The sequence below is a fragment of the Caballeronia sp. EK genome (assembly GCF_014384845.1).
Lineage (GTDB): Bacteria > Pseudomonadota > Gammaproteobacteria > Burkholderiales > Burkholderiaceae > Caballeronia > Caballeronia jiangsuensis.
In genome coordinates, this window is record NZ_JACSUE010000012.1 from 186,483 (window position 1) to 208,682 (window position 22,200).

The 22,200-nt window shown below is 63.3% G+C and carries 19 protein-coding genes and 1 tRNA gene; 14 read left to right on the forward strand and 6 right to left on the reverse strand.

The window, feature by feature from the left end; genetic code table 11:
- Nucleotides 1-5: 5 nt before the first annotated feature.
- The gene (locus IAG25_RS30750) at nucleotides 6-1,379 is read right to left on the reverse strand and encodes an MFS transporter (RefSeq protein ID WP_187608197.1); all 1,374 of its coding nucleotides are present in this window, start codon (nucleotides 1,377-1,379) and stop codon (nucleotides 6-8) included.
- Nucleotides 1,380-1,574: 195 nt separating this feature from the next.
- On the opposite strand from IAG25_RS30750, the gene IAG25_RS30755 reads away from it, so the two are divergent.
- A complete protein-coding gene (locus tag IAG25_RS30755) occupies nucleotides 1,575-1,961 on the forward strand; it encodes a DUF488 domain-containing protein (protein WP_187608198.1) in 387 nt (128 codons plus the stop codon).
- Between the two features lie 47 nt (nucleotides 1,962-2,008).
- On the opposite strand, the gene IAG25_RS30760 is transcribed toward IAG25_RS30755, so the two are convergent.
- Nucleotides 2,009-2,084 (reverse strand) — tRNA-Lys (locus IAG25_RS30760).
- 167 nt (nucleotides 2,085-2,251) lie between these two features.
- Between IAG25_RS30760 and IAG25_RS30765 the strand changes: the two genes are divergently transcribed.
- Genes IAG25_RS30765 through IAG25_RS30775 form a run of 3 tightly spaced genes read left to right on the forward strand, consistent with a single transcriptional unit; the run spans nucleotide 2,252 to nucleotide 4,016 of the window.
- The gene (locus IAG25_RS30765; protein ID WP_187608199.1) at nucleotides 2,252-2,659 is read left to right on the forward strand and encodes a PaaI family thioesterase; all 408 of its coding nucleotides are present in this window, start codon (nucleotides 2,252-2,254) and stop codon (nucleotides 2,657-2,659) included.
- Nucleotides 2,660-3,529 (forward strand): patatin-like phospholipase family protein, encoded by an 870-nt coding sequence (locus tag IAG25_RS30770; protein WP_187608200.1) that lies wholly within the window; start codon nucleotides 2,660-2,662, stop codon nucleotides 3,527-3,529. It abuts the gene before it with no gap.
- Nucleotides 3,530-3,539: 10 nt separating this feature from the next.
- Entirely contained in the window at nucleotides 3,540-4,016 is a 477-nt protein-coding gene (locus tag IAG25_RS30775; RefSeq protein WP_187608201.1) for an OsmC family protein, read from the forward strand.
- Between the two features lie 21 nt (nucleotides 4,017-4,037).
- Here the strand turns inward: IAG25_RS30775 and IAG25_RS30780 are convergent, their stop codons facing one another.
- Nucleotides 4,038-5,054: a D-2-hydroxyacid dehydrogenase family protein gene (locus IAG25_RS30780; RefSeq protein ID WP_187608202.1), complete on the reverse strand. Its 1,017-nt coding sequence runs from the start codon at nucleotides 5,052-5,054 to the stop codon at nucleotides 4,038-4,040.
- A gap of 488 nt (nucleotides 5,055-5,542) precedes the next feature.
- Between IAG25_RS30780 and IAG25_RS30785 the strand changes: the two genes are divergently transcribed.
- A complete protein-coding gene (locus IAG25_RS30785) occupies nucleotides 5,543-7,414 on the forward strand; it encodes a phosphoenolpyruvate carboxykinase (GTP) (RefSeq protein WP_187608203.1) in 1,872 nt (623 codons plus the stop codon).
- A 339-nt stretch (nucleotides 7,415-7,753) separates the two neighbouring features.
- Nucleotides 7,754-8,833, forward strand: coding sequence for a LysR family transcriptional regulator (locus IAG25_RS30790; protein WP_187608204.1), 1,080 nt, complete (start codon nucleotides 7,754-7,756; stop codon nucleotides 8,831-8,833).
- Between the two features lie 82 nt (nucleotides 8,834-8,915).
- On the opposite strand, the gene IAG25_RS30795 is transcribed toward IAG25_RS30790, so the two are convergent.
- The 3 genes from IAG25_RS30795 to dprA all read right to left on the reverse strand — a co-directional run bounded on the left by IAG25_RS30795 (nucleotide 8,916) and on the right by dprA (nucleotide 13,402).
- The gene (locus IAG25_RS30795) at nucleotides 8,916-11,561 is read right to left on the reverse strand and encodes a DNA topoisomerase III (RefSeq protein ID WP_187608205.1); all 2,646 of its coding nucleotides are present in this window, start codon (nucleotides 11,559-11,561) and stop codon (nucleotides 8,916-8,918) included.
- Between the two features lie 169 nt (nucleotides 11,562-11,730).
- Entirely contained in the window at nucleotides 11,731-12,108 is a 378-nt protein-coding gene (locus tag IAG25_RS30800) for a thioredoxin family protein (protein WP_035509772.1), read from the reverse strand.
- A gap of 76 nt (nucleotides 12,109-12,184) precedes the next feature.
- Entirely contained in the window at nucleotides 12,185-13,402 is a 1,218-nt protein-coding gene (gene dprA / locus IAG25_RS30805; protein WP_187608206.1) for a DNA-processing protein DprA, read from the reverse strand.
- 200 nt (nucleotides 13,403-13,602) lie between these two features.
- On the opposite strand from dprA, the gene def reads away from it, so the two are divergent.
- The 8 genes from def (at nucleotide 13,603) to esaR (ending at nucleotide 22,116) form a co-directional block, all read left to right on the forward strand.
- Nucleotides 13,603-14,106, forward strand: a complete 504-nt coding sequence (def, locus tag IAG25_RS30810; protein WP_187608207.1) for a peptide deformylase — start codon at nucleotides 13,603-13,605, stop codon at nucleotides 14,104-14,106.
- A 3-nt stretch (nucleotides 14,107-14,109) separates the two neighbouring features.
- Nucleotides 14,110-15,084, forward strand: a complete 975-nt coding sequence (gene fmt / locus IAG25_RS30815; RefSeq protein WP_187608208.1) for a methionyl-tRNA formyltransferase — start codon at nucleotides 14,110-14,112, stop codon at nucleotides 15,082-15,084.
- Nucleotides 15,085-15,154: 70 nt separating this feature from the next.
- A complete protein-coding gene (locus tag IAG25_RS30820; RefSeq protein WP_187608209.1) occupies nucleotides 15,155-15,802 on the forward strand; it encodes a LysE family translocator in 648 nt (215 codons plus the stop codon).
- A 130-nt stretch (nucleotides 15,803-15,932) separates the two neighbouring features.
- Nucleotides 15,933-16,787, forward strand: a complete 855-nt coding sequence (gene htpX, locus IAG25_RS30825) for a zinc metalloprotease HtpX (protein WP_187608210.1) — start codon at nucleotides 15,933-15,935, stop codon at nucleotides 16,785-16,787.
- A gap of 151 nt (nucleotides 16,788-16,938) precedes the next feature.
- Nucleotides 16,939-18,357, forward strand: coding sequence for a 16S rRNA (cytosine(967)-C(5))-methyltransferase RsmB (rsmB, locus tag IAG25_RS30830; protein ID WP_187608211.1), 1,419 nt, complete (start codon nucleotides 16,939-16,941; stop codon nucleotides 18,355-18,357).
- Nucleotides 18,354-18,950, forward strand: a complete 597-nt coding sequence (locus IAG25_RS30835; RefSeq protein ID WP_187608212.1) for a DUF4390 domain-containing protein — start codon at nucleotides 18,354-18,356, stop codon at nucleotides 18,948-18,950. Before rsmB ends, IAG25_RS30835 begins: the two co-directional genes overlap by 4 nt.
- Nucleotides 18,940-21,402: a sensor histidine kinase gene (locus IAG25_RS30840; protein ID WP_238285594.1), complete on the forward strand. Its 2,463-nt coding sequence runs from the start codon at nucleotides 18,940-18,942 to the stop codon at nucleotides 21,400-21,402. Before IAG25_RS30835 ends, IAG25_RS30840 begins: the two co-directional genes overlap by 11 nt.
- The gene (gene esaR / locus IAG25_RS30845) at nucleotides 21,403-22,116 is read left to right on the forward strand and encodes a response regulator transcription factor EsaR (protein WP_187608213.1); all 714 of its coding nucleotides are present in this window, start codon (nucleotides 21,403-21,405) and stop codon (nucleotides 22,114-22,116) included.
- The last annotated feature ends 84 nt before the right edge of the window (nucleotides 22,117-22,200 follow it).

Here is a 22,200-nt window from a genome sequence, read left to right on the forward strand (position 1 = left end):
CGCGCTCAGGTCTCGCGCGACGGCCCTCCGACGATTCGTTCCGACGACGGACCGCGCGTCACGAGGCGCAAACCGCTCGCGACACTGCCCGCGCCCGCGAACGCCGCACCCAGCGACAGCGCGAGCGCCGGGCCATGCTTTCCGGCGATGCTGAAGCACAGCGCGACGAGCGCCGCGCCCGTCGCCTGTCCGATCAGCCGCGATGTCGCGATCGTGCCGCTCGCGCCGCCGCTGCGTTCGCGCGGCGCGCTCGACATGAACGCCTTCAGATTCGGCGATTGAAAAAATCCGAAGCCCGCGCCGCAGATCGCCATGCGGATGCAGATTTCCAGCGCATGCGGCTGCGCGGGCAGCATCGCGAGCGACACCATCCCGACGCATAGAATCGCCAGCCCGACGCCGCCCAGCAAGCCGGGCGCGTGGCGATCGGAGAGGCGTCCCGCGATCGGCGCCATCAATGCGACGAGCGCGGACCACGGCGTCATCAGAAATCCCGTCTCGACCTGGCTGCGTCCCAGCACGCTTTCGAAGAAAAACGGCAGCGACACGAACGCGAGCCCTTGCGCGGCGAACGAGCAGATGGCGGTCATCGTCGAGAGCGCGAACATCGGACGGCGAAAAAGATCGACGGGCAGCATCGGCGCGGGATGGCCGCGTTCGCGTCGCAGCAGAAGAACGCCGGCGACGAGCGCGACGCCGAACGCCGTCAGCACGGTATGAGCCGGTGCGCGCTGGGCCGCTTCGCCGAGCGCGAAAATCAGCGACGCGAACGTGACGACGTTGAGCAGGGCCGCGATACGATCGAAGCCATGCTCGGCGCGCTTGGTCTGCGGCAGCGACGGCCACGCGATCATCAGCGCGAATACGCCGACGGGCAGGTTGACCGCGAAGAGCCACGGCCACGTGCCGAGCGAGAGCACGATCGACGCGACCGTCGGTCCGACTGCGAACGCGATGCCGACGACGAGCGCATTCAGCCCGACGCCGCGCCCCAGTCGATGCGGTGGAAAGATCGCGCTGATGAGCGCCGCGTTCACGCTCATGATCGCGCTCGCGCCGAGGCCTTGCAGCAAGCGCGCGGCGACGAGCGTCGGCAGCGACCACGCGAAGGCGCACACCGCCGACGCGACGAGAAACACGATGAGCCCGCCGAGATACACGCGCCGATGACCGAGGATGCCGCCGAGCGCCGCGAGGGGAAGCAGCGTCGCGACCATCGCGAGCTGATAGGCGTTGATGATCCAGACGGACGCGGCGGGCGTCGTATGCAGATCGGCGGCAATGGCGGGCAATGCGGTATTGGCGATCGCGGTGTCGAGCGTCGCGAGCGCCACCGAGAGCAGGATCGCGGCCATGCCACGGCGCTCGAGCGGGGTCATCGGGGCGTCGGGATCGTGCGGGAGATTTTGTAGGCTTTCTTCGGTGGGCACGGAGGGAATTCCGGATGTAAGCGAACGGAGAATAATCCGAAACGATACGGGAAGATGGCGGGTTTTGCTTTGCGGATGCCCGGGAGCTTTCAAAGCGATGTCAGCGGTTATGCTTTGCGGACGAGTATCGAAGGAGAGCGGGGAATGAGCATTCGAATCGTCAGATTGGGGACACCGCGCGCCGAGGATGAAGGGTTGCGTATCGGCACGGTGCGTCGGTCGCCGCGCGGGGTGCCGAAGGCTGAATTCGCGAAGCGCGATTTTTACGACGTGTGGTATCCGGTGCTTTCGCCGACGCAGGACTTGGTGACGGAAGCGCTGCACGCTGAAGACGACAAGGCGTGGCGCGGTTTCGTGAAGAAGTTCAAGGCGCAGATGGCCGAGCCGGATGCCAGCAAGACGCTCGATCTGCTCGCGGCGTTATCGCATCGGACGAATATGTCGGTGGGGTGTTATTGCGAGGAGGAGGCGAGATGTCATCGCTCGGTGTTGCGCGAGTTGTTGACGGCGCGTGGGGCGGATGTGATTTGACGCGGAAATGAAAAAGGGCTGCGCGTTGCGCAGCCCTTTGGATCTGGTGGTGGGGCGTGAGTGACTCGAACACTCGACCTACGGATTAAGAGTCCGCTGCTCTACCAACTGAGCTAACGCCCCAACAGAAGCGAAATTATAGCGGGTGCTTTTGCAGAAGCGCAAGCCCTCGTGCAAAAAAATTCGTATATTTCCGACGAACCCACCTGCCACGGGCGTCCGCACGCAACTTACGGCCGGTATCATGACGCATCCTCCAAGGCCATGAAGCCTGCAAATCAAAAGGAACCATGGACGAAACCGCTATCAGCGCCTTGCTCGACAGCATCCTGGCTCCGTGGGTCAAGGAGTTGAAACTCATGCCCGAATCAATCGCCGAGAACGCCGTCACGCTGCGTCTGCCGTATTCGGACCGTTTGCGTCACGCGGGCGGCGTCATCTGCGGACAGGTTTTGATGGCCGCCGCCGACACCGCGATGGTCGTCGTCGTCTCGCACGTCATGGGTGGTCTCTGGCCAATGACAACCGTATCGCTCAACACCACGTTCATGCGGCCCGTGAAAGCAGGCGACGTGCTGATCACCGCCCGCATCCAGCGTCGCGGACGCAACCTCGTCTTCGGTGAAATCGACATGCACGACGACCAGGGCGAACTCGCCGCTCACGCGACAACCACCTACGCGCTCATCAACAAATAAATGTTCGACCAAGTCGTATTCGCTGGCGGCGGAAACCGCTGTTGGTGGCAAGCAGGATTCTGGGACATCATCCGGCCGGAATTGAATCTCGAACCGCGCATCATCGCGGGTATTTCGGCGGGCGCGGCCACCGCCTGCATGCTCTACACGAACGATTCGCGCTGGGTCATGGACTACTACGCCCACGCGCTGCGCGACAACACGCGCAACGCCTATTGGGGCAACCTGCTGCGTGGACAGTCCGTGTTTCCGCATTACCGCATCTATCGGCAGGCGCTGCTCGACATCTTCGCGGACCGTTTCCACGAGCTCGCGAAAGGGCCGGAAATCCGCATCGGCGTATCGCATCTGCCGCGCTGGCTCGGCGCGCGCAGCGCGGTCGCGGCGGGGCTGATCGCGTACAACATCGAGAAATACGTCCGCAAGACGCTGCATCCGACGCTCGGTCAGACGCTCGGTTTTCATCCCGAATTTGTGAAAGCGCAGGAATGCGCGACCGTCGAAGATCTCGCCGATCTCATCCTGCAATCGTCGAGCACGCCGCCGTTCACGCCGATCCTGCGACGCAACGGCCGTCCCGTTCTCGATGGCGGCATGGTCGACAATGTCCCGGTCGCCGCGCTCGATGCGTCGCCGGGTCTCGTGCTCGTGATGGTCACGCGCCTGTATCCGCGCGAGCGCATGTTCGTCGTGCCGCACGGCGAGCAGAAGCGCATCTACATCCAGCCATCGCGCAAGGTGCCGATATCGAGCTGGGACTATACGAGCCCGTCCCAGATGCAGCATGCTTATGATCTGGGCCGCGCGGACGGCGAGGATTTTCTCGAGCGCCTTCCGCGTCTCCTGGAAACCGCTTCGCATTCAGCTTGAGGAGCAGACCGTGGCGAAGAAGCATACGTACGAACTGACCGTCGACTGGACGGGCAATCTCGGGTCCGGCACATCGGCTTACGATGCGTACTCTCGAGACCACCTCGTGCGCGTCGGCTCGAAGACGGCGATCGAGGCGTCGAGCGATCCCGCGTTTCGCGGCGACCCCGCGCGCCACAATCCGGAGGAGTTGTTCGTGGCGTCGCTGTCGTCGTGCCACATGCTCTGGTATCTGCACCTGTGCGCAACGAACAAGGTCGTCGTAACCGGTTACGTCGATGAAGCCATCGGCACGATGCAGGAAGAGTCGAAGGGAGACGGGCGCTTCGTCGATGTGCTGCTGCGCCCGCGCGTGACCATCGGCGCCGGCGGCGATGCCGATCTCGCGGCGCGCCTGCACGAGGAGGCGCACCGTTTCTGTTTCATCGCCAACTCGGTGAATTTTCCGGTGCGCTGCGAGCCGTCGACCGAAATCTCGACCGTCTGAAGCTTAAGCCGAAGCCGAAGCTCAACGGCGGCGCACGTGCTGAAGCGCTTCCTTGTTGAAGACGCTCGACGTGTCGCCCGCATCGAACGCGAGGATGTTCCTGAACGCCGCGCCGAAATACAGCTCGTAGCTCTCGCGCTCCACATAGCCGATGTGCGGGGTGCAGATCACGTTTTCCAGGCGCAGCAGACCGTAGCCTTGCAGTATCGGCTCGCTCTCGAAAACATCGACCGCGACCATGCCCGGCCGGTTGTGATGGAGCGAATTGAGCAGCGCGTTCTCCTCGAGCAGCTCGGCGCGGCTCGTGTTGACGAAGAGCGCGGTAGGCTTCATGCGCATCAGATCGTCCTGCTTGACGATGCCGAGCGTGTCATCGGTCAGGCGCAGATGCAGCGTGAGCACGTCGCTCTGTTCGAAAAACGCTTCGCGGCTTTCCGCGACCGCGAAGCCATCTTCGCGCGCCGCGCTTTGCGAATGCTCGCGCCCGAAGACGAGCACGTTCATGCCGAACGCCTTGCCGTAACCGGCCACCAGTTTGCCGATCTTGCCGTATCCCCAGATGCCGAGCGTCTGTCCGCGCAGCACCTGACCGAGACCGAAATTCGGCGGCAGCGCGGACGTCTTCAGCCCCGACTGTTGCCACGCGCCTTGCTTCAGGTTCGCGACGTACTGCGGAATGCGCCGCTGCGCCGACATGATGAGCGCCCACGTCAGCTCCGCAGGCGCGACCGGCGAGCCCGTGCCCTCCAGCACCGCGATGCCGCGCTCCGTACACGCATCGACATCGATATGACCACCGCCCGCGCGTCCCGTCTGGCTGATCATGCGCAGCTTGGGGCATTTGTCGAGCAATTGAGAGCTGATACGCGTACGTTCGCGAATCAGCACGAGCGCATCCACTTCCGAGAGTCTGCTCGCCAGCTGCCCGAGACCACGCACCGTGTTATTGAAGACCTTCACCTCATGGTCATCGAGCAGATGGAAGCAATCGAGCTTCCGTACGGCATCCTGGTAGTCATCGAGAATGGCGATTTTCATGGGCATTGATTGGCTTTTGTTAGGCATCAAACGTGCTGCTTTTTTATGGAGAGCGAGAATGGAGTACTTAAATTCGGGTAAATACCGATAAATTGCGCTCTATTCCGCTTTATTGCGCTGCATCACATGGTTCACGCGCTGCGGTGTTATGCTTGACTCCCCTTTTTTTCGGGAGCCTCGTACGTCCGCGCCAATAGAGAAAGAAATCCAGCGCAACTAGCGGAAAACACGATGATCCGCGAGGAGACAGGCCACTTAGTATCTCTTTTTAACAGTTTGTTCCTTTGCGATGCAAGCCGCGAGGGATACGTTTGCTGTGTAAAGAATTCAGGCCCGTGACGCCGCATTGGCTCGCGAACCGCATTTCGTGCGATGAAAGCGCGTACAGAAGCGCACGAAAGCGCCCGGCGGTTCGAGTCGCAAACGCCTCTCGCATGCAGCGTCAGTTGGGTGATTGGTTTTCATTGCAGAAGAACGGAGACAGCTCGATGAACCAGCCCGCAGTAGTCGAAGACAACAATAAGAATGCCGTCGACATCAAAACGCCGGCCTATGTCCGGCACCGAAAACTCATCGAATGGGTCCGGCAGGTCGCGGCCCTGACCAAGCCGGACCGCATCGAATGGTGCGACGGTTCGCAGGAGGAATACGACCGGCTTTGCCAGCAGATGGTCGAAGCCGGCACGATGAAAAAGCTCAACCCCGAGAAGCGCCCGAATTCCTTCCTCGCGTGCTCGGATCCCTCGGATGTGGCGCGCGTCGAAGACCGCACGTTCATCTGCTCTCAGCGCCGTGAGGACGCCGGCCCGACGAACAACTGGATCGATCCGCAGGACATGCGCGTCACGCTCGACGGCCTGTTCGACGGCTCGATGCGCGGCCGCACGATGTACGTTGTGCCGTTCTCGATGGGCCCGCTCGGCTCGCCGATCGCGCATATCGGCGTCGAATTGTCGGACAGCCCGTATGTCGTCACGAACATGCGCATCATGACGCGCATGGGCCGCGCCGTGTACGACGTGCTCGGCGCCGACGGCGAGTTCGTGCCCTGCGTGCATTCGGTCGGTGCGCCGCTCGCGGATGGCCGCAAGGACGTGCCGTGGCCGTGCAACGACACGAAATACATCGTCCATTTTCCAGAATCGCGCGAAATCTGGAGTTTCGGCTCGGGCTATGGCGGCAACGCACTGCTCGGCAAGAAGTGCTTCGCGCTGCGCATCGCCTCGACGATGGGTCGCGATGAAGGCTGGCTCGCCGAGCACATGCTCATTCTCGGCGTGACATCGCCGCAAGGGCGCAAGTATCACGTCGCGGCGGCGTTCCCGTCGGCGTGCGGCAAGACCAACTTCGCGATGCTGATTCCGCCGAGCGATCTGCAAGGCTGGAAAGTGACGACGATCGGCGACGACATCGCGTGGATCAAGCCGGGCCGCGACGGCCGGCTCTACGCGATCAATCCGGAAGCGGGTTATTTCGGCGTGGCGCCGGGAACCAGCGAAAAGACCAATTTCAACGCGATGGCGACGCTGAAGGAAAACGTGATTTTCACGAACGTCGCGCTGACCGACGACGGCGACGTCTGGTGGGAAGGCATGACCGACAGCCCGCCCGCGCATCTGATCGACTGGCAAGGCCGCGACTGGACGCCCGAAATCGCGAAGGAAACGGGCGCGAAGGCAGCTCATCCGAACGCGCGCTTCACGGCGCCGGCATCGCAGTGTCCGTCGATCGATCCGGACTGGGAAAACCCGGCCGGCGTGCCGATCGACGCGTTCATCTTCGGCGGACGCCGGTCGAACACCGTGCCGCTTGTCACGGAGGCGCGCGACTGGAAGGAAGGCGTCTACATGGCCGCCACGATGGGCTCCGAAACCACCGCTGCCGCCGCGGGCCAGCAAGGCGTCGTGCGCCGCGATCCGTTCGCGATGCTGCCGTTCTGCGGCTACAACATGGCCGATTACTTCGGCCACTGGCTGAAGATGGGCGAGCGTCTCGAAGCGATGCACGCGAAGGCGCCGAAGTTCTTCTGCGTCAACTGGTTCCGCAAGGGCGACGACGGCAAGTTCGTGTGGCCGGGCTTCGGCGAGAACATGCGCGTGCTGAACTGGATGATCGGCCGCGTCGAGGGCACGGCGAAGGGCGAGGAGCACGCCTTCGGCATCTCGCCGGGATACGAGGACATCGACTGGGGCGCGCTCGGCTTCACGCGCGAGCAGTTCGAGCAGGTGATATCGGTCAACGACTCCGCCTGGCGCGATGAACTCGCGCTGCACGACGAGCTTTTCACGAAGTTGAAACACGGTCTGCCCGCGGCTCTGACGGCGGCCAAGGCTGGAATGGAAAAGCGGCTGGCTGCGTGAGTGGATCGCCCGGCGCGATTCCACGCCGGCTTTGTCTCACAAACTGAATCAATCCCCATATTTCGGGCCCGCATCGACGGGCCCGATTTTTTATCGCCTATACCGTCAAAATTGACGACGCCAGCTTTTTTGAAGTTGCGTCGATCGGAATTTGCTTAGCCGAGTGTTGTGCCGATGACAACAGTCGGTGATCTTTCATCCGCGTAAGACGCCTAACTGTCAGATTTTTTTCGACTTTTTCGCGCTTCCCGGCAACTTCTGCACGAAAGTGCCGGTCCTAGGATAATCCTGAATTGCTTTGCAGCAGAATTCGAGCCGTGTAGCGGCAGGAGTTGTCTTATGGATCATTTGCAGTCGATGAGGGTGTTTGTCCGCGTCGCCGATCTCGGAAGTTTCGCCCGCGCCGCGAGCGCGATGGACATCTCCAATGCGGTAGCTACGCGCCATGTGGCGGACCTGGAAGGCCGCCTCGGCACGCGCCTGCTCAACCGCACGACGCGCAGCCTCTCGCTCACCGAGTCCGGCCAGGTGTATCTGGAGCGGGCGCGGCAGATTCTCGACGAACTGGAAGACGTCGAACAGATGGTGGTGGCGCGTAATCACGAACCTCTCGGTTCGCTCAGGATCGTCGCGCCCGTCGTGTTCGGTCTGCATAATCTCGCGCCGGTGTTGCAGACGTACGCGCAGCGCTATCCCAAGGTCGTGCCGGACGTGACGCTCGTGGACCGTCAGGTCGATCTGGTCGAGGAAGGTTTCGATGTCGGCATTGTCATCGCGCGTCAGGTGAAGAGCGCGAGCGTCGTCACACGGCGTCTGACGACCGGTTGCATGACCGTTTGCGCGACGCCGGCGTATCTGGAAACGCACGGCACGCCGACGCGCCCCGAGCATCTGCTCGAGCATCCGTGTCTGAGCCTGCCGGCCGAATATTGGGGCGACGAGCGCGTGTTCACCGGCCCGGACGGCGAAGTGCGCGTGCGGCCGCAGAACGTGATCATCGCGAACAATACCGAGATGCTGCGGCAGTTCGCGCTGCTCGGCATGGGCATCGCGATTTTGCCGAGCTATCTGATCGGCAACGACACAACGCGCGGCCAGCTCGTGCGGCTGCTCGGCGATTTTCAATTGCCGCAGGTCGAGATCAACGTCGCGTATCCGAGCCGCCGTCATTTGCCGGCGAAGGTGCGCACGTTCATCGATCATCTGGTCGAGCATTTCAGCCAGACGCCGAATCATCAGCTCGGCGAGCAATGGATTCGCGATGGTCGCGGCAGGCCGGGCGCGCATCCACACTACGAGCACGCCACGGAAGCGGCGACGCCCCCGCCGCGCTCGCGTCCGATCGATGGTGAACTGGCGCCGAAGCTGTCGAAGCCATCGCGGTCGCGCGGGCGCTTGCCGGCGCCTTCGCCGTTCTGAAAGGCTCGCGCAAAGCGCAAATGAAAAAACCCCCGCGAAGCGATTCGCGGGGGTTTTTCTTTTCAGCGGGAGAAGAGGGCGATCAGCTCGCCTTCTTCGCCGCGGTCTTTTTCGCTGCCGCCTTTTTCGCGGGCGCTTTCTTCGCCGCGGTCTTCGCGGACGTGGTCTTCGCGGCTACGGCGACATCGCTATCGCCGCTTTCGTCGCCGCTGTCGGCCTGAGTTTCCGCCGCCGCGCCACGTTTAGCCGCCGTTTTCGCTGCCGGCTTGCCTTCCTTCTTCTCGAACTCGAAGCCGATCTTGCCATCCGGCTGCTTCACGAGAAACGCCTTGAAGTTGCGCCCTGTGCGCGACGACTTGAAGTTCGTCAGCAGATCGGTGCGGCCTTCGTTCAGCAGCTTTTCCATCTGATCGCGGCCGATTTCCTGCTGGAGAATCACCTTGCCCGAACGGAAGTCGCACGTCTTCGGATTTGACACCGAGTTCTCGCATACATAGCTCATGCCGTGCTCGAACACGCGCGACTGGCACTTCGGACACGCGCCGACCGGCGTTTGCTCGGAGAAATCGGGCGGTTCGCCGTCTTCGCCGCCGGAATCCTGGCCGAAGTCGAATTCGAGCTTGTAATTCTTGATCTCGTCGTCGAGCGAGAGTTTGAGGATGGCGGAGAACGGACGGCCCATCTTGCTGCGGAAGCCCGACAGCGGCCCGATGGTTTTCTCGCGCAGCAATTCCTCGACTTCCGGAATTTCGAACTGCCGGCCGCCCGGAATCTTCGAGATCGAGAATTCGCACTTGGTGCAGGCAAAACGGCGATAGTTCTCCTTCACCTGTGCGCCGCAGTTCGGGCACGGCGTTTCGAGCGTCGCGTAATCGCCGGGGATTGTGTCGGAGTCGTATTCCTTCGCGCGCTTGACGATGGTCTGCGTCATGCGCGCAATTTCCTGCATGAACGCATCGCGATGCAGATTGCCGCGCTCCATCTGCGAAAGCTTGTGCTCCCACTGCCCGGTCAATTCCGGCGCGGTCAGTTCCTCGACGCCGAGGCCGCGCAGCAACGTCATCAACTGGAACGCCTTGGCCGTCGGAATAAGCTCGCGGCCTTCGCGCACCATATATTTCTCGCCGAGCAGCCCTTCGATGATCGCCGCGCGCGTAGCCGGCGTGCCGAGCCCCTTCGCGGCCATCGCGTCGCGCAGCTCTTCGTCTTCGACGAGCTTGCCCGCGCCTTCCATCGCCGAGAGCAGCGACGCTTCGTTGTAGCGCGCGGGCGGCTTGGTCACGAGGCCGTGCGCCTGGACCTTCTCGACATCGACCTTTTCGTCCTTCTGCACCGGCACGAGGTTGCCGTCTTCGCCCGCGGCTTCGCGGCCGTAGATCTGCAGCCAGCCCGGCTCGACGAGCACCTTGCCTTCCGTCTTGAAGTGATGTCCCGAGACTTCGGTGATGCGCGTGGTCACGAGATATTCCGCCGCCGGGAAGAACACCGACAGGAAGCGCTTCACGACGAGGTCGTACAGCTTCTGCTCCGGTTCCGACAGCGATTTCGGCGCCTGCAGCGTCGGGATGATGGCGAAGTGATCGCTGATCTTCGAATTATCGAAAATGCGCTTGTTCGGCTTCACCCAGCCCTTGTCGAGCACCTGTTTCGCGAACGGCAGATAGTTGTTGCTCTCCTTGAGCATGGTCATCGTGTCCTTGACCGTGCTCATGTAGTCCTCGGGGAGCGCGCGCGAATCGGTACGCGGATAGGTCAGGACCTTGTGCTTTTCGTACAGCGCCTGCGCGAGGCCGAGCGTGTTCTTCGCCGAAAAACCGAAACGGCCATTGGCTTCGCGCTGCAAGCTGGTCAGATCGAAGAGCAGCGGCGACATTTGCGTCGACGGCTTCGATTCCTCGGTCACAACGCCGGTCTTGCCGCGGCACGCTGCGACGATCGATTCCGCCGCCGGGAGACTCCACAGGCGCGAATCGCGCTGTTCGGGATCGTTTTCGACGCGCTTGAACTTCGGATCGAACCAGCGGCCTTCGTACAGGCCCTTCGCGGCGATGAACTCGGCGCGCACTTCCCAGTAATCGCGCGGAACGAATCGACGAATTTTTTCTTCACGTTCGACGACGATCGACAACGTAGGCGTCTGAACGCGACCGACAGTCGTCAGGAAGAAGCCGCCGCCCTTGCTGTTGAACGCGGTCATCGCGCGCGTGCCGTTGATGCCGACGAGCCAGTCCGCTTCGGAGCGGCAGCGGGCTGCATCGGCGAGCGGCTGCATGTCGGCGTCGCTGCGCAGGTTCGCAAAGCCCTCGCGGATCGCGGCGGGCGTCATCGACTGCAGCCACAAACGTTGCACCGGCTGTTTCGCCTTCGCGTGTTGCGCGATCAGGCGGAAGATCAGCTCGCCCTCGCGCCCCGCGTCGCATGCGTTGATAAGCCGGTCGATATCCTTGCGCTTCATCAGCTTCGTCAGCACCTTCAGGCGCGACTCGCTCTTCGCGATCGGATTCAGGTCGAAATGCGGCGGAATCACCGGCAGATTGGCGAAGCTCCATTTGCCGCGCTTGACGTCGTACTCTTCCGGCGCGGCGATCTCGAGCAGATGGCCGACTGCGGACGAGAGCACGTAGTCGTCGCTCTCGTAGTACTCGTCATGCTTGGTGAAGCCGCCCAGCGCACGCGCGATGTCGTTCGCGACGGAGGGCTTCTCAGCGATGATCAGGGCTTTGGACATGACTCAAATAGTTGGTAACTGGCAGCGGCCCGGTTTGGACTGCTTTAACGCCGCTTTATAGCACACGCTTTGCGCGGCGGGCGTCGAAGCTGGAATCGGGGCGGTTCAATATCCGGCTCGCGAAGCGCATGGCGAGAAGCGCAAAACGCGCGTTTCGCGTGCGCCGCGATCAGGCCGTGGCAAGCGCCGGGCGCAGTTTGGGCGCCCCGACCATGCCTGGCAGCGCGGTCAGATCGGTCAGCATCCGATCGACGATGGACGCCTGCGGCAGCACCGTGCCGAAGAAGCGCGTCGTAACGGCGTCCTCGATCAGGATGGTAGGAAAATTTTCGACGTCGAGGTCGTCGAAACGGTCGGCGTGATTCTCGATATCGATCCAGGCGAAGCAGATTTCCGGATGCGCGGCCGCCAGCCTGTCGAACCCTTCGCGATATTCGCGACAGGTTCCGCACCATTCCGCGCACAGGCAGGCGACGAACAGCGTGCCGGGCACGGCGATGCGCTCCGCGATGCGATCGGCATCGGTATCGAGATTCAGCGCGGACATGGCGGGTGCGAAATCCTTTTATTGGTATCGACTGCGGGGATTGCTCATTTTTCCGCGAATGTAGCACGATGCGGCATCACGAGCGCTCCACCGCCGTGTAGCGGCCGCCCGCAAGCGCAGCCACGCGGCCCGATAGCTCCAGTTGCAGCAGCGCGCCCTGGAGCGCCGCACCATCCAGATCAGTGCGCATCGCGAGGATTTCAAGCGTCGCGGGCGCGTGGCCGAGCGCGTCGAGAACGCGGTTGGCGTCACCGTCGATCGCGCTGTCGGCTTCATCCGTTCGCGCCGATGCCCACGACGCGCTGACCGGACGCGGCCTGGCGCGTCTCGCCGCCGCGCAAGCCGCGCGTGCCGTCGCTGGCGAAAAACCGAACTCTTCGAGCACGTCTTCCGGCGTTTCGACGAGCTTCGCTCCCTGCTTGAGCAGCCGATGACAACCCTGCGAGAGCGGCGCGTGAATCGAGCCGGGAATTGCAAAGACATCACGCCCCATTTCGTTGGCGAGCCGGGCGGTGATGAGCGAGCCGGAACGCATCGCGGCTTCGACGATCAACACGCCGCCCGACATGCCCGCAATCAGCCTGTTCCTCTGGGGAAAATTGGCGGAGCGCGCCGGCGTGCCGAGCGGCCATTCCGAGAGCATCGCGCCTTCGCGGGCGATTTCATGCGCGAGCGTGTGATGTGCCGCCGGATAGACCAGATCGGCGCCCGTGCCGATCACGGAGACCGTACCCGTAACGCCTCCCAGCGCGCCGCGATGCGCGGATGCGTCGATGCCGAGCGCGAGACCGGACACCACCGCGAGCCCCGCATCCGACAGCACGCGGGCGAAGCGGCGCGCGTCTTCGAGTCCTTGCGGCGAAGCGTGCCGGCTCCCGACGATAGCCACCGCGCGCGCCGGCAGAAGCTCGAGCCGGCCTTTCGCGTAGAGCAGCGGCGGCGGGTCCGGCATCGTGAGAAGCGCCTGCGGATAAGTGGCGTCGGCGAGCGTGAGAATGTGATTGCCCGGTTCGGATGCCCACGCGAAAGCCGCTTCAATATAGTCGTCGAACGGAACGCCTTCGATTTCCTCCGGCGGCGCGAGCACGGCCTCGGCGGCGCGGGCGTCGGCGATTTCCGCGAGCGACGCAATGCTCTCCGACAGGACTTCGAGGGGACCGCCGAAAGCACCGAGCAACGTGCGCATCGCGAGTGGCCGAAGCCCCTTTGCGTGCGCGAGCCGCAGCCATGCGCGCAGTTCGTCGGCATCAAGTGTCGGGGCGGCTTCCCCGGTCGGCAGGTCGGCGGTCGTCATGTTAAGATTTTTGATCCGGAACAGATAAAGAAAGGTCGCTCAGGCGTGGTCCGAAGCCCGACGCGACGTCCATTGGCCGCTTGCCGGCGGCGTCGAATTCACTGGATTCGCCCGCATATCTTCGGCATGCCGCCACTCACCCGCAACCTGGCCGAATGGCCGATTTACACGTGCCGCGGCGCGCGTAGACAATCCGAATCATGGCTCTGCTCAAGATACTCAACTACCCGGACAAGCGGCTGAACAAGGTGGCGAAGCCCGTCGCCGTGGTCGACGACCGCATCCGCAAACTCGTCGCCGACATGGCCGAGACGATGTACGCCGCGCCCGGCGTCGGGCTCGCCGCGACACAGGTGGACGTGCACGAGCGCGTGATCGTGATCGATGTCTCCGACGCGCACGATCAGCTCATGGTGTTCATCAATCCGGAGCTCGTCTGGACGAGCGACCAGAAGAAGGAATGGGAAGAGGGTTGCCTCTCGGTGCCCGGCATTTACGATTTCGTCGAGCGTCCCGACAAGGTGCGCGTGAAGGCGCTGAACGAGAAGGGCGAAACCTTCGAGCTCGATTGCGACGGTCTGCTCGCGGTCTGCATCCAGCACGAGATGGATCATCTGGCGGGTCACGTGTTCGTCGAATATCTGTCGTCGCTCAAGCAGACGCGCATTCGCGGCAAGATGAAGAAGCTGGAAAAGGCGCTGTAACCGATGACTCAATCGTTGCGCGTGGTTTTCGCCGGGACGCCGGAATTCGCCGCCGCGGCGCTCGCGGCCATTCACGCGGCCGGATTTTCCGTGCCGCTCGTGCTTACGCAGCCCGATCGGCCCGCCGGGCGTGGCATGAAGCTGAACGCAAGCCCGGTGAAGCGCTTCGCTCTCGAGCATGGTTTGAAGGTCGCGCAGCCCACTTCGCTGCGGCGCGCGGGCAAGTATCCGCAGGAAGCAGCGGAGGCCATCGACCTGTTGCGCGCAACGCCGCACGATGTCATGGTCGTCGCCGCTTACGGGCTGATTCTGCCGCAGGAAGTGCTCGATATCCCGCCGCGCGGCGCGATCAACATCCACGCGTCGCTGTTGCCGCGCTGGCGTGGCGCCGCGCCGATCCATCGCGCGATCGAAGCGGGCGACGCCGAAACCGGCATCACGCTGATGCAGATGGACGCCGGTCTCGACACCGGCGCGATGATCCGCGAAGCCCGCACCCCGATTCTCCCCGACGACACGACGGCCACGCTGCACGACCGGCTCGCGCAAATGGGCGCCGAGTTGATCGTCGCGGGATTGCGTGATCTCGAACGTGATGGCTCGCTGCCGTCCACGCCACAGCCCGAAGAAGGCACGACGTACGCCGAAAAAATTGCCAAGAACGAGGCCGCGCTCGACTGGCGACGTCCGGCGGAAGAACTCGCGCGCCAGATTCGCGCATTCGATCCGTTTCCCGGGGCATTCGGCACCCTCGACAACGCAGCGATCAAGATCTGGGCCGCGCAGCCGGTCGATGTTTCTTCGAGCGCGGAACCCGGCACCATCGCGGAGGTTTCATCGGACGGCATCGTCGTGATTTGCGGCGGCGGCGCGCTGAAACTGACGCAATTGCAGAAACCAGGCGGCAAACGCCTGCCGGTGCGCGACTTCCTGGCGGGCGCGTCGCTCGCGAAAGGCCAGCGTTTCGCGCTCCAGTAAGGGACGGCGAAACGGGCGCGGCGCTAAAATAAATAGCTGTCAACACGCAATCGCCCGTCTGGAGTCTTCGATGCTCGGCATCACCGGTTTTGCTTTCTTCCTCGTCGCCGTATTTCTTCTTAACGTCACGCCCGGCCCCGACACTGCGTACATCGTCGGACGCAGTGTCGCTCAGGGGCGTGGCGCGGGCATCGTGTCGGCGCTCGGCATTTCGGCTGGCTGCATCATCCATACGCTCGCGTGCGCGTTCGGTCTCACGGCGATCCTCGCCGCATCGGCGACCGCGTTCACCGTCATCAAGGTTGCCGGCGCGATTTATCTGATTTATCTCGGCGTGCGCCTGATTTTCACGAAGCATGACCATGCCGACGCCGCCCGCGAAGCGCAGACAAACGAAAAAGCCGCGCCGAAATCGCTGCTTCAGCTCTTCGCGCAGGGTTTCGTCACTAACGTGCTGAATCCGAAGGTCGTGCTGTTCTTCGTATCGTTCTTCCCGCAATTCGTCGCCGCGGACAGTCAGCACAAAACGCTCGCTTTCCTCACGCTCGGCATCGTTTTCATCGCGATGAGCACGGTCTGGAACAGCTTCGTCGCCTGGATCGCGGGCAGCGTCACGGAGCGCTTCGCCGGCAAGTCCGGCGTGAAAAAGTGGCTGGATCGCGGCGTCGGCGGCGCGTTCGTCGGCCTTGGCATCAAGCTCGCGACGTCGCATCGATAAATCACACAAACGCGGATTGAATTATTGATGGACGCCCCTATCTAACATTTTGCTTACAATCGTGGCTCCGGTCATGTCGGCCGGGCAACCGCGCACTTCGCGCAGCGTATTAGGGAGAGGAGCTCCGGAAATGTTCAACTGGGTCAAAACCGCGATGCTGATGGCTGCGATCACGGCCCTCTTTGTCGTGATCGGCGGTGTAATTGGCGGATCGAAGGGCATGATGCTCGCGCTGATCATCGCGCTCGGCATGAATTTCTTTTCGTACTGGTTCTCGGACAAGATGGTCCTGCGCATGTACAACGCGCAGGAAGTCGACGAGACCACCGCGCCACAGTTCTATCGCATGGTGCGCGAGCTGGCCACGCGCGCTCAATTGCCGATGCCGCGCGTCTATCTGATCAACGAAGACGCGCCGAACGCGTTCGCCACGGGCCGTAACCCCGAGCACGCTGCGGTGGCGGCGACCACGGGCATTCTGCGCGTGCTGTCCGAGCGCGAAATGCGCGGCGTGATGGCGCACGAACTGGCGCACGTGAAGCATCGCGACATCCTGATCTCGACGATCTCCGCGACGATGGCCGGCGCGATCTCCGCGCTCGCCAACTTCGCGATGTTCTTCGGCGGGCGCGACGACGAAGGCCGTCCGTCGAATCCGATCGCGAGCATTCTGGTGGCGATTCTCGCGCCGATCGCGGGCGCGCTGATCCAGATGGCGATTTCGCGTGCGCGCGAGTTCGAAGCCGACCGCGGCGGCGCGGAGATTTCAGGCGACCCGCAAGCGCTCGCGAGGGCGCTGGAGAAGATTCACGCTTACGCCACCGGCGTGCCGTTCCCGACGGCGGAAGCGCACCCGGCGACCGCGCAGATGATGATCATGAATCCGCTCTCGGGCGGCGGCATCGCGAATCTGTTCTCGACGCACCCGGCGACGGAAGAGCGCGTCGCGCGTCTGATGGAAATGGCACGCACGGGCCGCTTCTAAAACAATCGACTCGTAACGAAGGCCGTTCCGGTTGCGCCGGAACGGCCTTTTTGCTTGTCGTCGGCCGCCCGTCCGGGCGCGCGATCCCCGCAAGTTACAATCCTCGTTCACGCAAGCCGTCCGCTTGCCGCTCGACCGTTCTCGTTTCTCCATGACCGACAAGCCTTCCCGGCGGCCCGCCGCCGCGCATTCCCGCCTAAGCGCCATCCATCTCGCGCCCGATTCGCTCGCGTTCGCGCTGGATTGCGCGGCGCAGGCCGTGGGCGCGGTGCGCGCGGGCTCGGCGCTGCCGGCCGCGTTGCAGACAGTCATCGCTTCGGCAAAGCATGCGGAGGCGCGTGGGGCGGTGCAGGACATCGCATATCGCGCGATGCGCCGTCTCGCGCTCGCCGACGCGCTCCTGCGCAAGCTCGTGAAGAAGGCGCCGCCGCCGCATGTCGCGAACGTGCTCGTCTGCGCGTTCACGCTGCTGACCGACGACGAAGCGCACGCGGCCTACGCGCCGTTCACCGTCGTCGATCAGGCGGTAAGCGTGATCGCGGCGCGGCGCGAATTCGCGTTCGCGAAGGGTCTGGTCAACGCGGTGCTGCGCAATTTCCTGCGCGAGCGCGAAACGCTCATCGATGAGGCGCGCAAAGACCCCGTCGCGCACTGGAACTATCCGCAATGGTGGATCGACGCCGTGAAGCGCGGACAGCCCGATGCGTGGGAGCACATTCTCGAAGCGGGCAACGAGCAAGGGCCGCTCACGTTGCGGGTGAATGCACGTCACGCCACCGTCGATCAATATCTCGCGCGCCTCAAAGACGCGCATGTCTTGGCCGAAGCCGCGGGCCTTCACGCGGTGCGCCTGAAAACGCCGATGCCCGTCGATCGTATTCCGGGCTTCGACGAAGGCGTTGTCTCCGTGCAGGACGCGGGCGCGCAACGCGCGGCGCAACTGCTCGGCCTGAAAGACGGCATGCGCGTGCTCGACGCGTGCGCCGCGCCGGGCGGCAAGACGGGGCATATTCTCGAACTCTCGACCGTCGATCTGATCGCGCTCGAAAGCGACGCGGAGCGCTCGGGCCGCATCGGACAGAATCTGAAGCGCCTGAAACTCGAGGCGCAAATCGAAGTGGGCGACGCGGGCGATCCCGCGCAATGGTTCGACGGCGCGCCGTTCGATCGCGTTCTCGCCGACGTGCCGTGCTCGGCGTCGGGCATCGTGCGCCGTCATCCGGATATCCGCTGGCTGCGGCGCCCATCGGACATCGATGCGCTCGTCGCCGAGCAGCGGCGCATCGTGAGCGCGCTGTGGCCGCTCGTCGCGAAGGGCGGCGAGCTGCTGTACGTGACATGCTCCATCTTTCCCGAGGAAGGCGAAGAACAGGCCCGCTGGTTTGGAACCGCGCATGAAGATGCGGTACGATTGGACGCGCCGGGGCAATTGTTACCGACAGCGGCGCGCGCGAGCGCGGGCGCGGTGCAAGGCTCACCGGACGGTACAAATCTCGCGAACCCGGATCGGGACGCGGAGACCTTCGCGGACCACGACGGATTCTTCTACGCGCGCTTTCAGAAACGGTGACGATCAAACGCTTTTTTCCGCTTCGGCTCGCGGCCGTCATCTGGACTGCGCTGACGCTCTGGCTGGCTTTCGCCGCAGCCGACCCCGCGTTTGCCGAGACGATCGCCGTGCAGCGCGCGTCGCTGCAAGCGGACAACGCCGGCTGGAGTCTCGACGCGCATTTCGACTTCGACCTGAACAACAGCCTCGAAGATGCCGTGAACCGCAGCGTGCCGCTCTATTTCACAATCGATTTCAATCTGTCGCGGCCGCGCTGGTACTGGTTCGACGAAGAGCCGGTCAATGTGTCGCAGAGCATCCGGCTTTCCTATCAGCCGCTGACGAACGAGTATCGTGTATCGACGGGCGGCCTGCAGTTGCGTTTCGCCTCGCTCAATGAGGCGCTCGCGGTCATCAAGCACGTGACTTCGTGGCACGTCATCGACCGGAATCAGGTGCATGGCGGCGAAACCTATACCGCATCGGTGCGCATGCAGCTCGACATCGCGCTCATGCCCAAGCCGTTCCAGATCGACGCGGTGAATAACCGCGACTGGAACCTTTCCTCGGACTGGAAGCGTTTTACTTTTACGGCGGCAGAACGTGCGAAATAGATTTCGACGCGGCCGCACGGACATCAAGAGTTTCGTCGTCCGTTTGCTGGTCTCCACGGTGGCGCTCACGGCGGTTCTGCTGCTCGTGATGCTCGCGCTCGCCAGTGCGAACACCGAATTCTTCGACCGCTACTACGGCTGGCTCTACGCGGCGAACGTCGCGGTGGCGGTCGTGTTCATGCTGATCGTCATCAGCCTGTTCATCATCATTGTGTCGCGGGTGAGGCAGGGGCGTTTCGGCACGCGATTGCTCGCGAAGCTCGCCTTCATTTTCGCGCTCGTCGGTGTCGTGCCGGGCGCGATCATCTACGTGGTTTCGTATCAGTTCGTGTCGCGGAGCATCGAATCGTGGTTCGACGTGAATGTGGAGACAGCGCTCTCGTCGGGCCTGACGCTCGGCCGCGGCATGCTCGAATCATCGCTCGCCGATTTCAAGAACCGCGGCCGGCAGATGAGCGATCAGCTCGCAAGCGCGGATCCGTCGAGTCTCACGCTGTCGCTCCTGCGCCTGCGCGATCAATACGGCGTTCAGGACGCGGTCGTGTTCGAGCGGCCGCGCGATCAGTACAACCGCGAGGATCTCGCATCGAACAACAGCTCGCTGAGAGTGCCGGGGCTTCGCACGGTCGCGCAGGCCTCGGGCAATTACTACGCGCTGCTGCCCGCCAACGAGCCGACCGGCACGATGCTCAGGGAGGCGCAGGATCATCCGTATGGCGCGATCGAGGGCGAGATCGACGGCGATCCGAAATCTAACGGGCCGAAGGGCGCGCTGCGTCTGCGCGTGGTCACGAAGATCCCCGATCCGACTACGACCACCGAATTCCAGCATGTCGATCGCTTCCTGCAGATCGAGCAACCCGTGAGTCAGGAGCTCGCGCGCAATGCCGACGCCGTGCAGCGCGCGTATCGCGAGTATCAGGAAAAGCGGCTCGGGCGCACGGGTTTGCGCAAGATGTACATCGGCACGCTGACGCTCGCGCTCTTTCTCGCGACCTTCATCGCGATGATGCTCGCGCTCGCGCTCGGCAATCAGCTCGCGCGGCCGCTGTTTCTGCTCGCGCAAGGTACGAAGGAAGTGGCCGAAGGCGATTACACGCCCAAACGAGAGATCAACTCGCGCGACGAACTGGGATTCCTTACGCAGTCCTTCAACGCGATGACGCGCCAGCTTTCCGAGGCGCGCGCGGCGGTCGAGAACAACCGCGTCGCGCTGGAGCATTCGAAGGCGTATCTCGAAAGCATTCTCGCGAATCTGACGGCGGGCGTGTTCGTGTTCGACCGGCAGTTCCGCTTGACCACCGCGAATCGCGGCGCCGAGCGCATCTTCCGCCAGCCGTTTGGCGCGCTGCTCAATCAGCCGCTCGATCAGATCGGCGTTCTCGCCGAACTCGGCACGATGGTGAAGAAGGCTTTCGCGGAGCGCGATGCGGCCGAAGTCGGCAGCGGCCATCCGATCGGCGATCGCGGTCACTGGCAGCAGCAGGTCGCGGTGACGGTGCCCGGCGAGAACGATCCGCTGACGCTTCTCGTGCGCGGCACGCAGTTGCTGAGCGTGACCGAAAGCGATAGCGACGATGCCGAAACCACCGGCTACGTCGTCGTGTTCGACGACATCTCCGACGTGATCTCGGCGCAGCGTTCGGTCGCGTGGGGCGAAGTCGCACGGCGTCTCGCGCACGAGATCAAGAATCCGCTCACGCCGATCCAGCTTTCTGCCGAACGCTTGCAGATGAAACTCGCGGACAAGCTCGCGCCGCCCGATGCGGACGTGCTCAAGCGGGCGTCGACGACCATCGTCAATCAGGTGCAGGCGATGAAGCAGATGGTCGACGATTTCCGCGAATACGCGCGCACGCCGCCCGCGGTGCTCGGCAATCTGCAACTGAACGATCTCGTCGCGGAAGTGCTGACGCTCTACGGCATCGAGGACGGCAAGACGCCGATCAAGGTGGACCTCGCGAAGCTGCCCGTGATTCGCGGCGACGCAACGCAGATCCGCCAGGTGATCCACAACCTGCTGCAGAACGCGCAGGATGCGGTGGCGGAAGTCGCGGAGCCGCGCGTGCTGCTCGAAACGAGGACAGTAGAATATGGCGAGCCCGATGCTTCGGGGCATGCGCGTGTCGCGGTTCGCCTTACGGTCTCGGATAACGGCTCCGGCTTCCCGGCGCGTATCCTTTCGCGTGCTTTCGAGCCTTACGTGACGACCAAGGCAAAGGGCACGGGCCTGGGACTTGCAACCGTGAAGAAGATCGTCGACGAGCACGGCGCGCGCATCGACATACGCAACCGCTCGAAGACCGCGGATGTGATCGAGGGCGCGCAGATATCGATTCTGTTTCTACAACTCGCGGACGATACCGCGGCGCCCGGCGCAACACGTCAGGGCGCCGGTTCGGTGGCGAATCAGGGAACGACAAAAGCAACAGTGCAGACAAGGGCAGCGTAAATGGCAACCATCCTGGTGGTAGACGATGAAATGGGGATCCGGGAACTGCTCTCCGAGATCCTGAGCGACGAAGGCCATGTTGTTGAAGTAGCGGAGAACGCGCAGCACGCGCGCGACTACCGCCTGCAGCAAACCCCCGATCTCGTTTTGCTCGACATCTGGATGCCCGATACCGACGGCGTGACTCTGCTCAAGGAGTGGGCCGCGCAGGGCAAGCTGACGATGCCGGTGATCATGATGTCGGGGCACGCGACCATCGACACGGCCGTCGAGGCGACGAAGATCGGCGCGCTCAACTTCCTCGAAAAGCCGATCGCACTACAGAAGCTCCTGAAGGCCGTCGAGCAGGGACTCGCGCATGGCTCCGCAGCGGCGCCCGTGTCGACGATTGCGAAGCCTCCGGCGAGCGCGATGGCATCGGGCGTGCCGGTGGCGGCCGCGCTGCCGACGGCTTCGTCGCTGAACGCATCGGGCGACGCGGCGGCAGGCGGCGCGCCCCAGAGTCAGGCGGGGCAGACGGCATCCATCTCGTTCGATATCCCCTTGCGCGATGCGCGCGATGCGTTCGAGCGCGCTTACTTCGAGTATCACCTCGCACGCGAGAACGGCAGCATGACGCGCGTCGCTGAGAAGACGGGGCTCGAGCGCACGCATCTTTATCGCAAGCTGAAGCAACTGGGCGTCGATCTCGGAAAGAACAAGAACGAGGTTTGAGCGCGGCCCCCGGACATTTTTAGAAAAATGCGCGGAGGGGCTTGAGGGGCGCAAATGAGTCTGCTATAGTTTCACCTCTTCGTT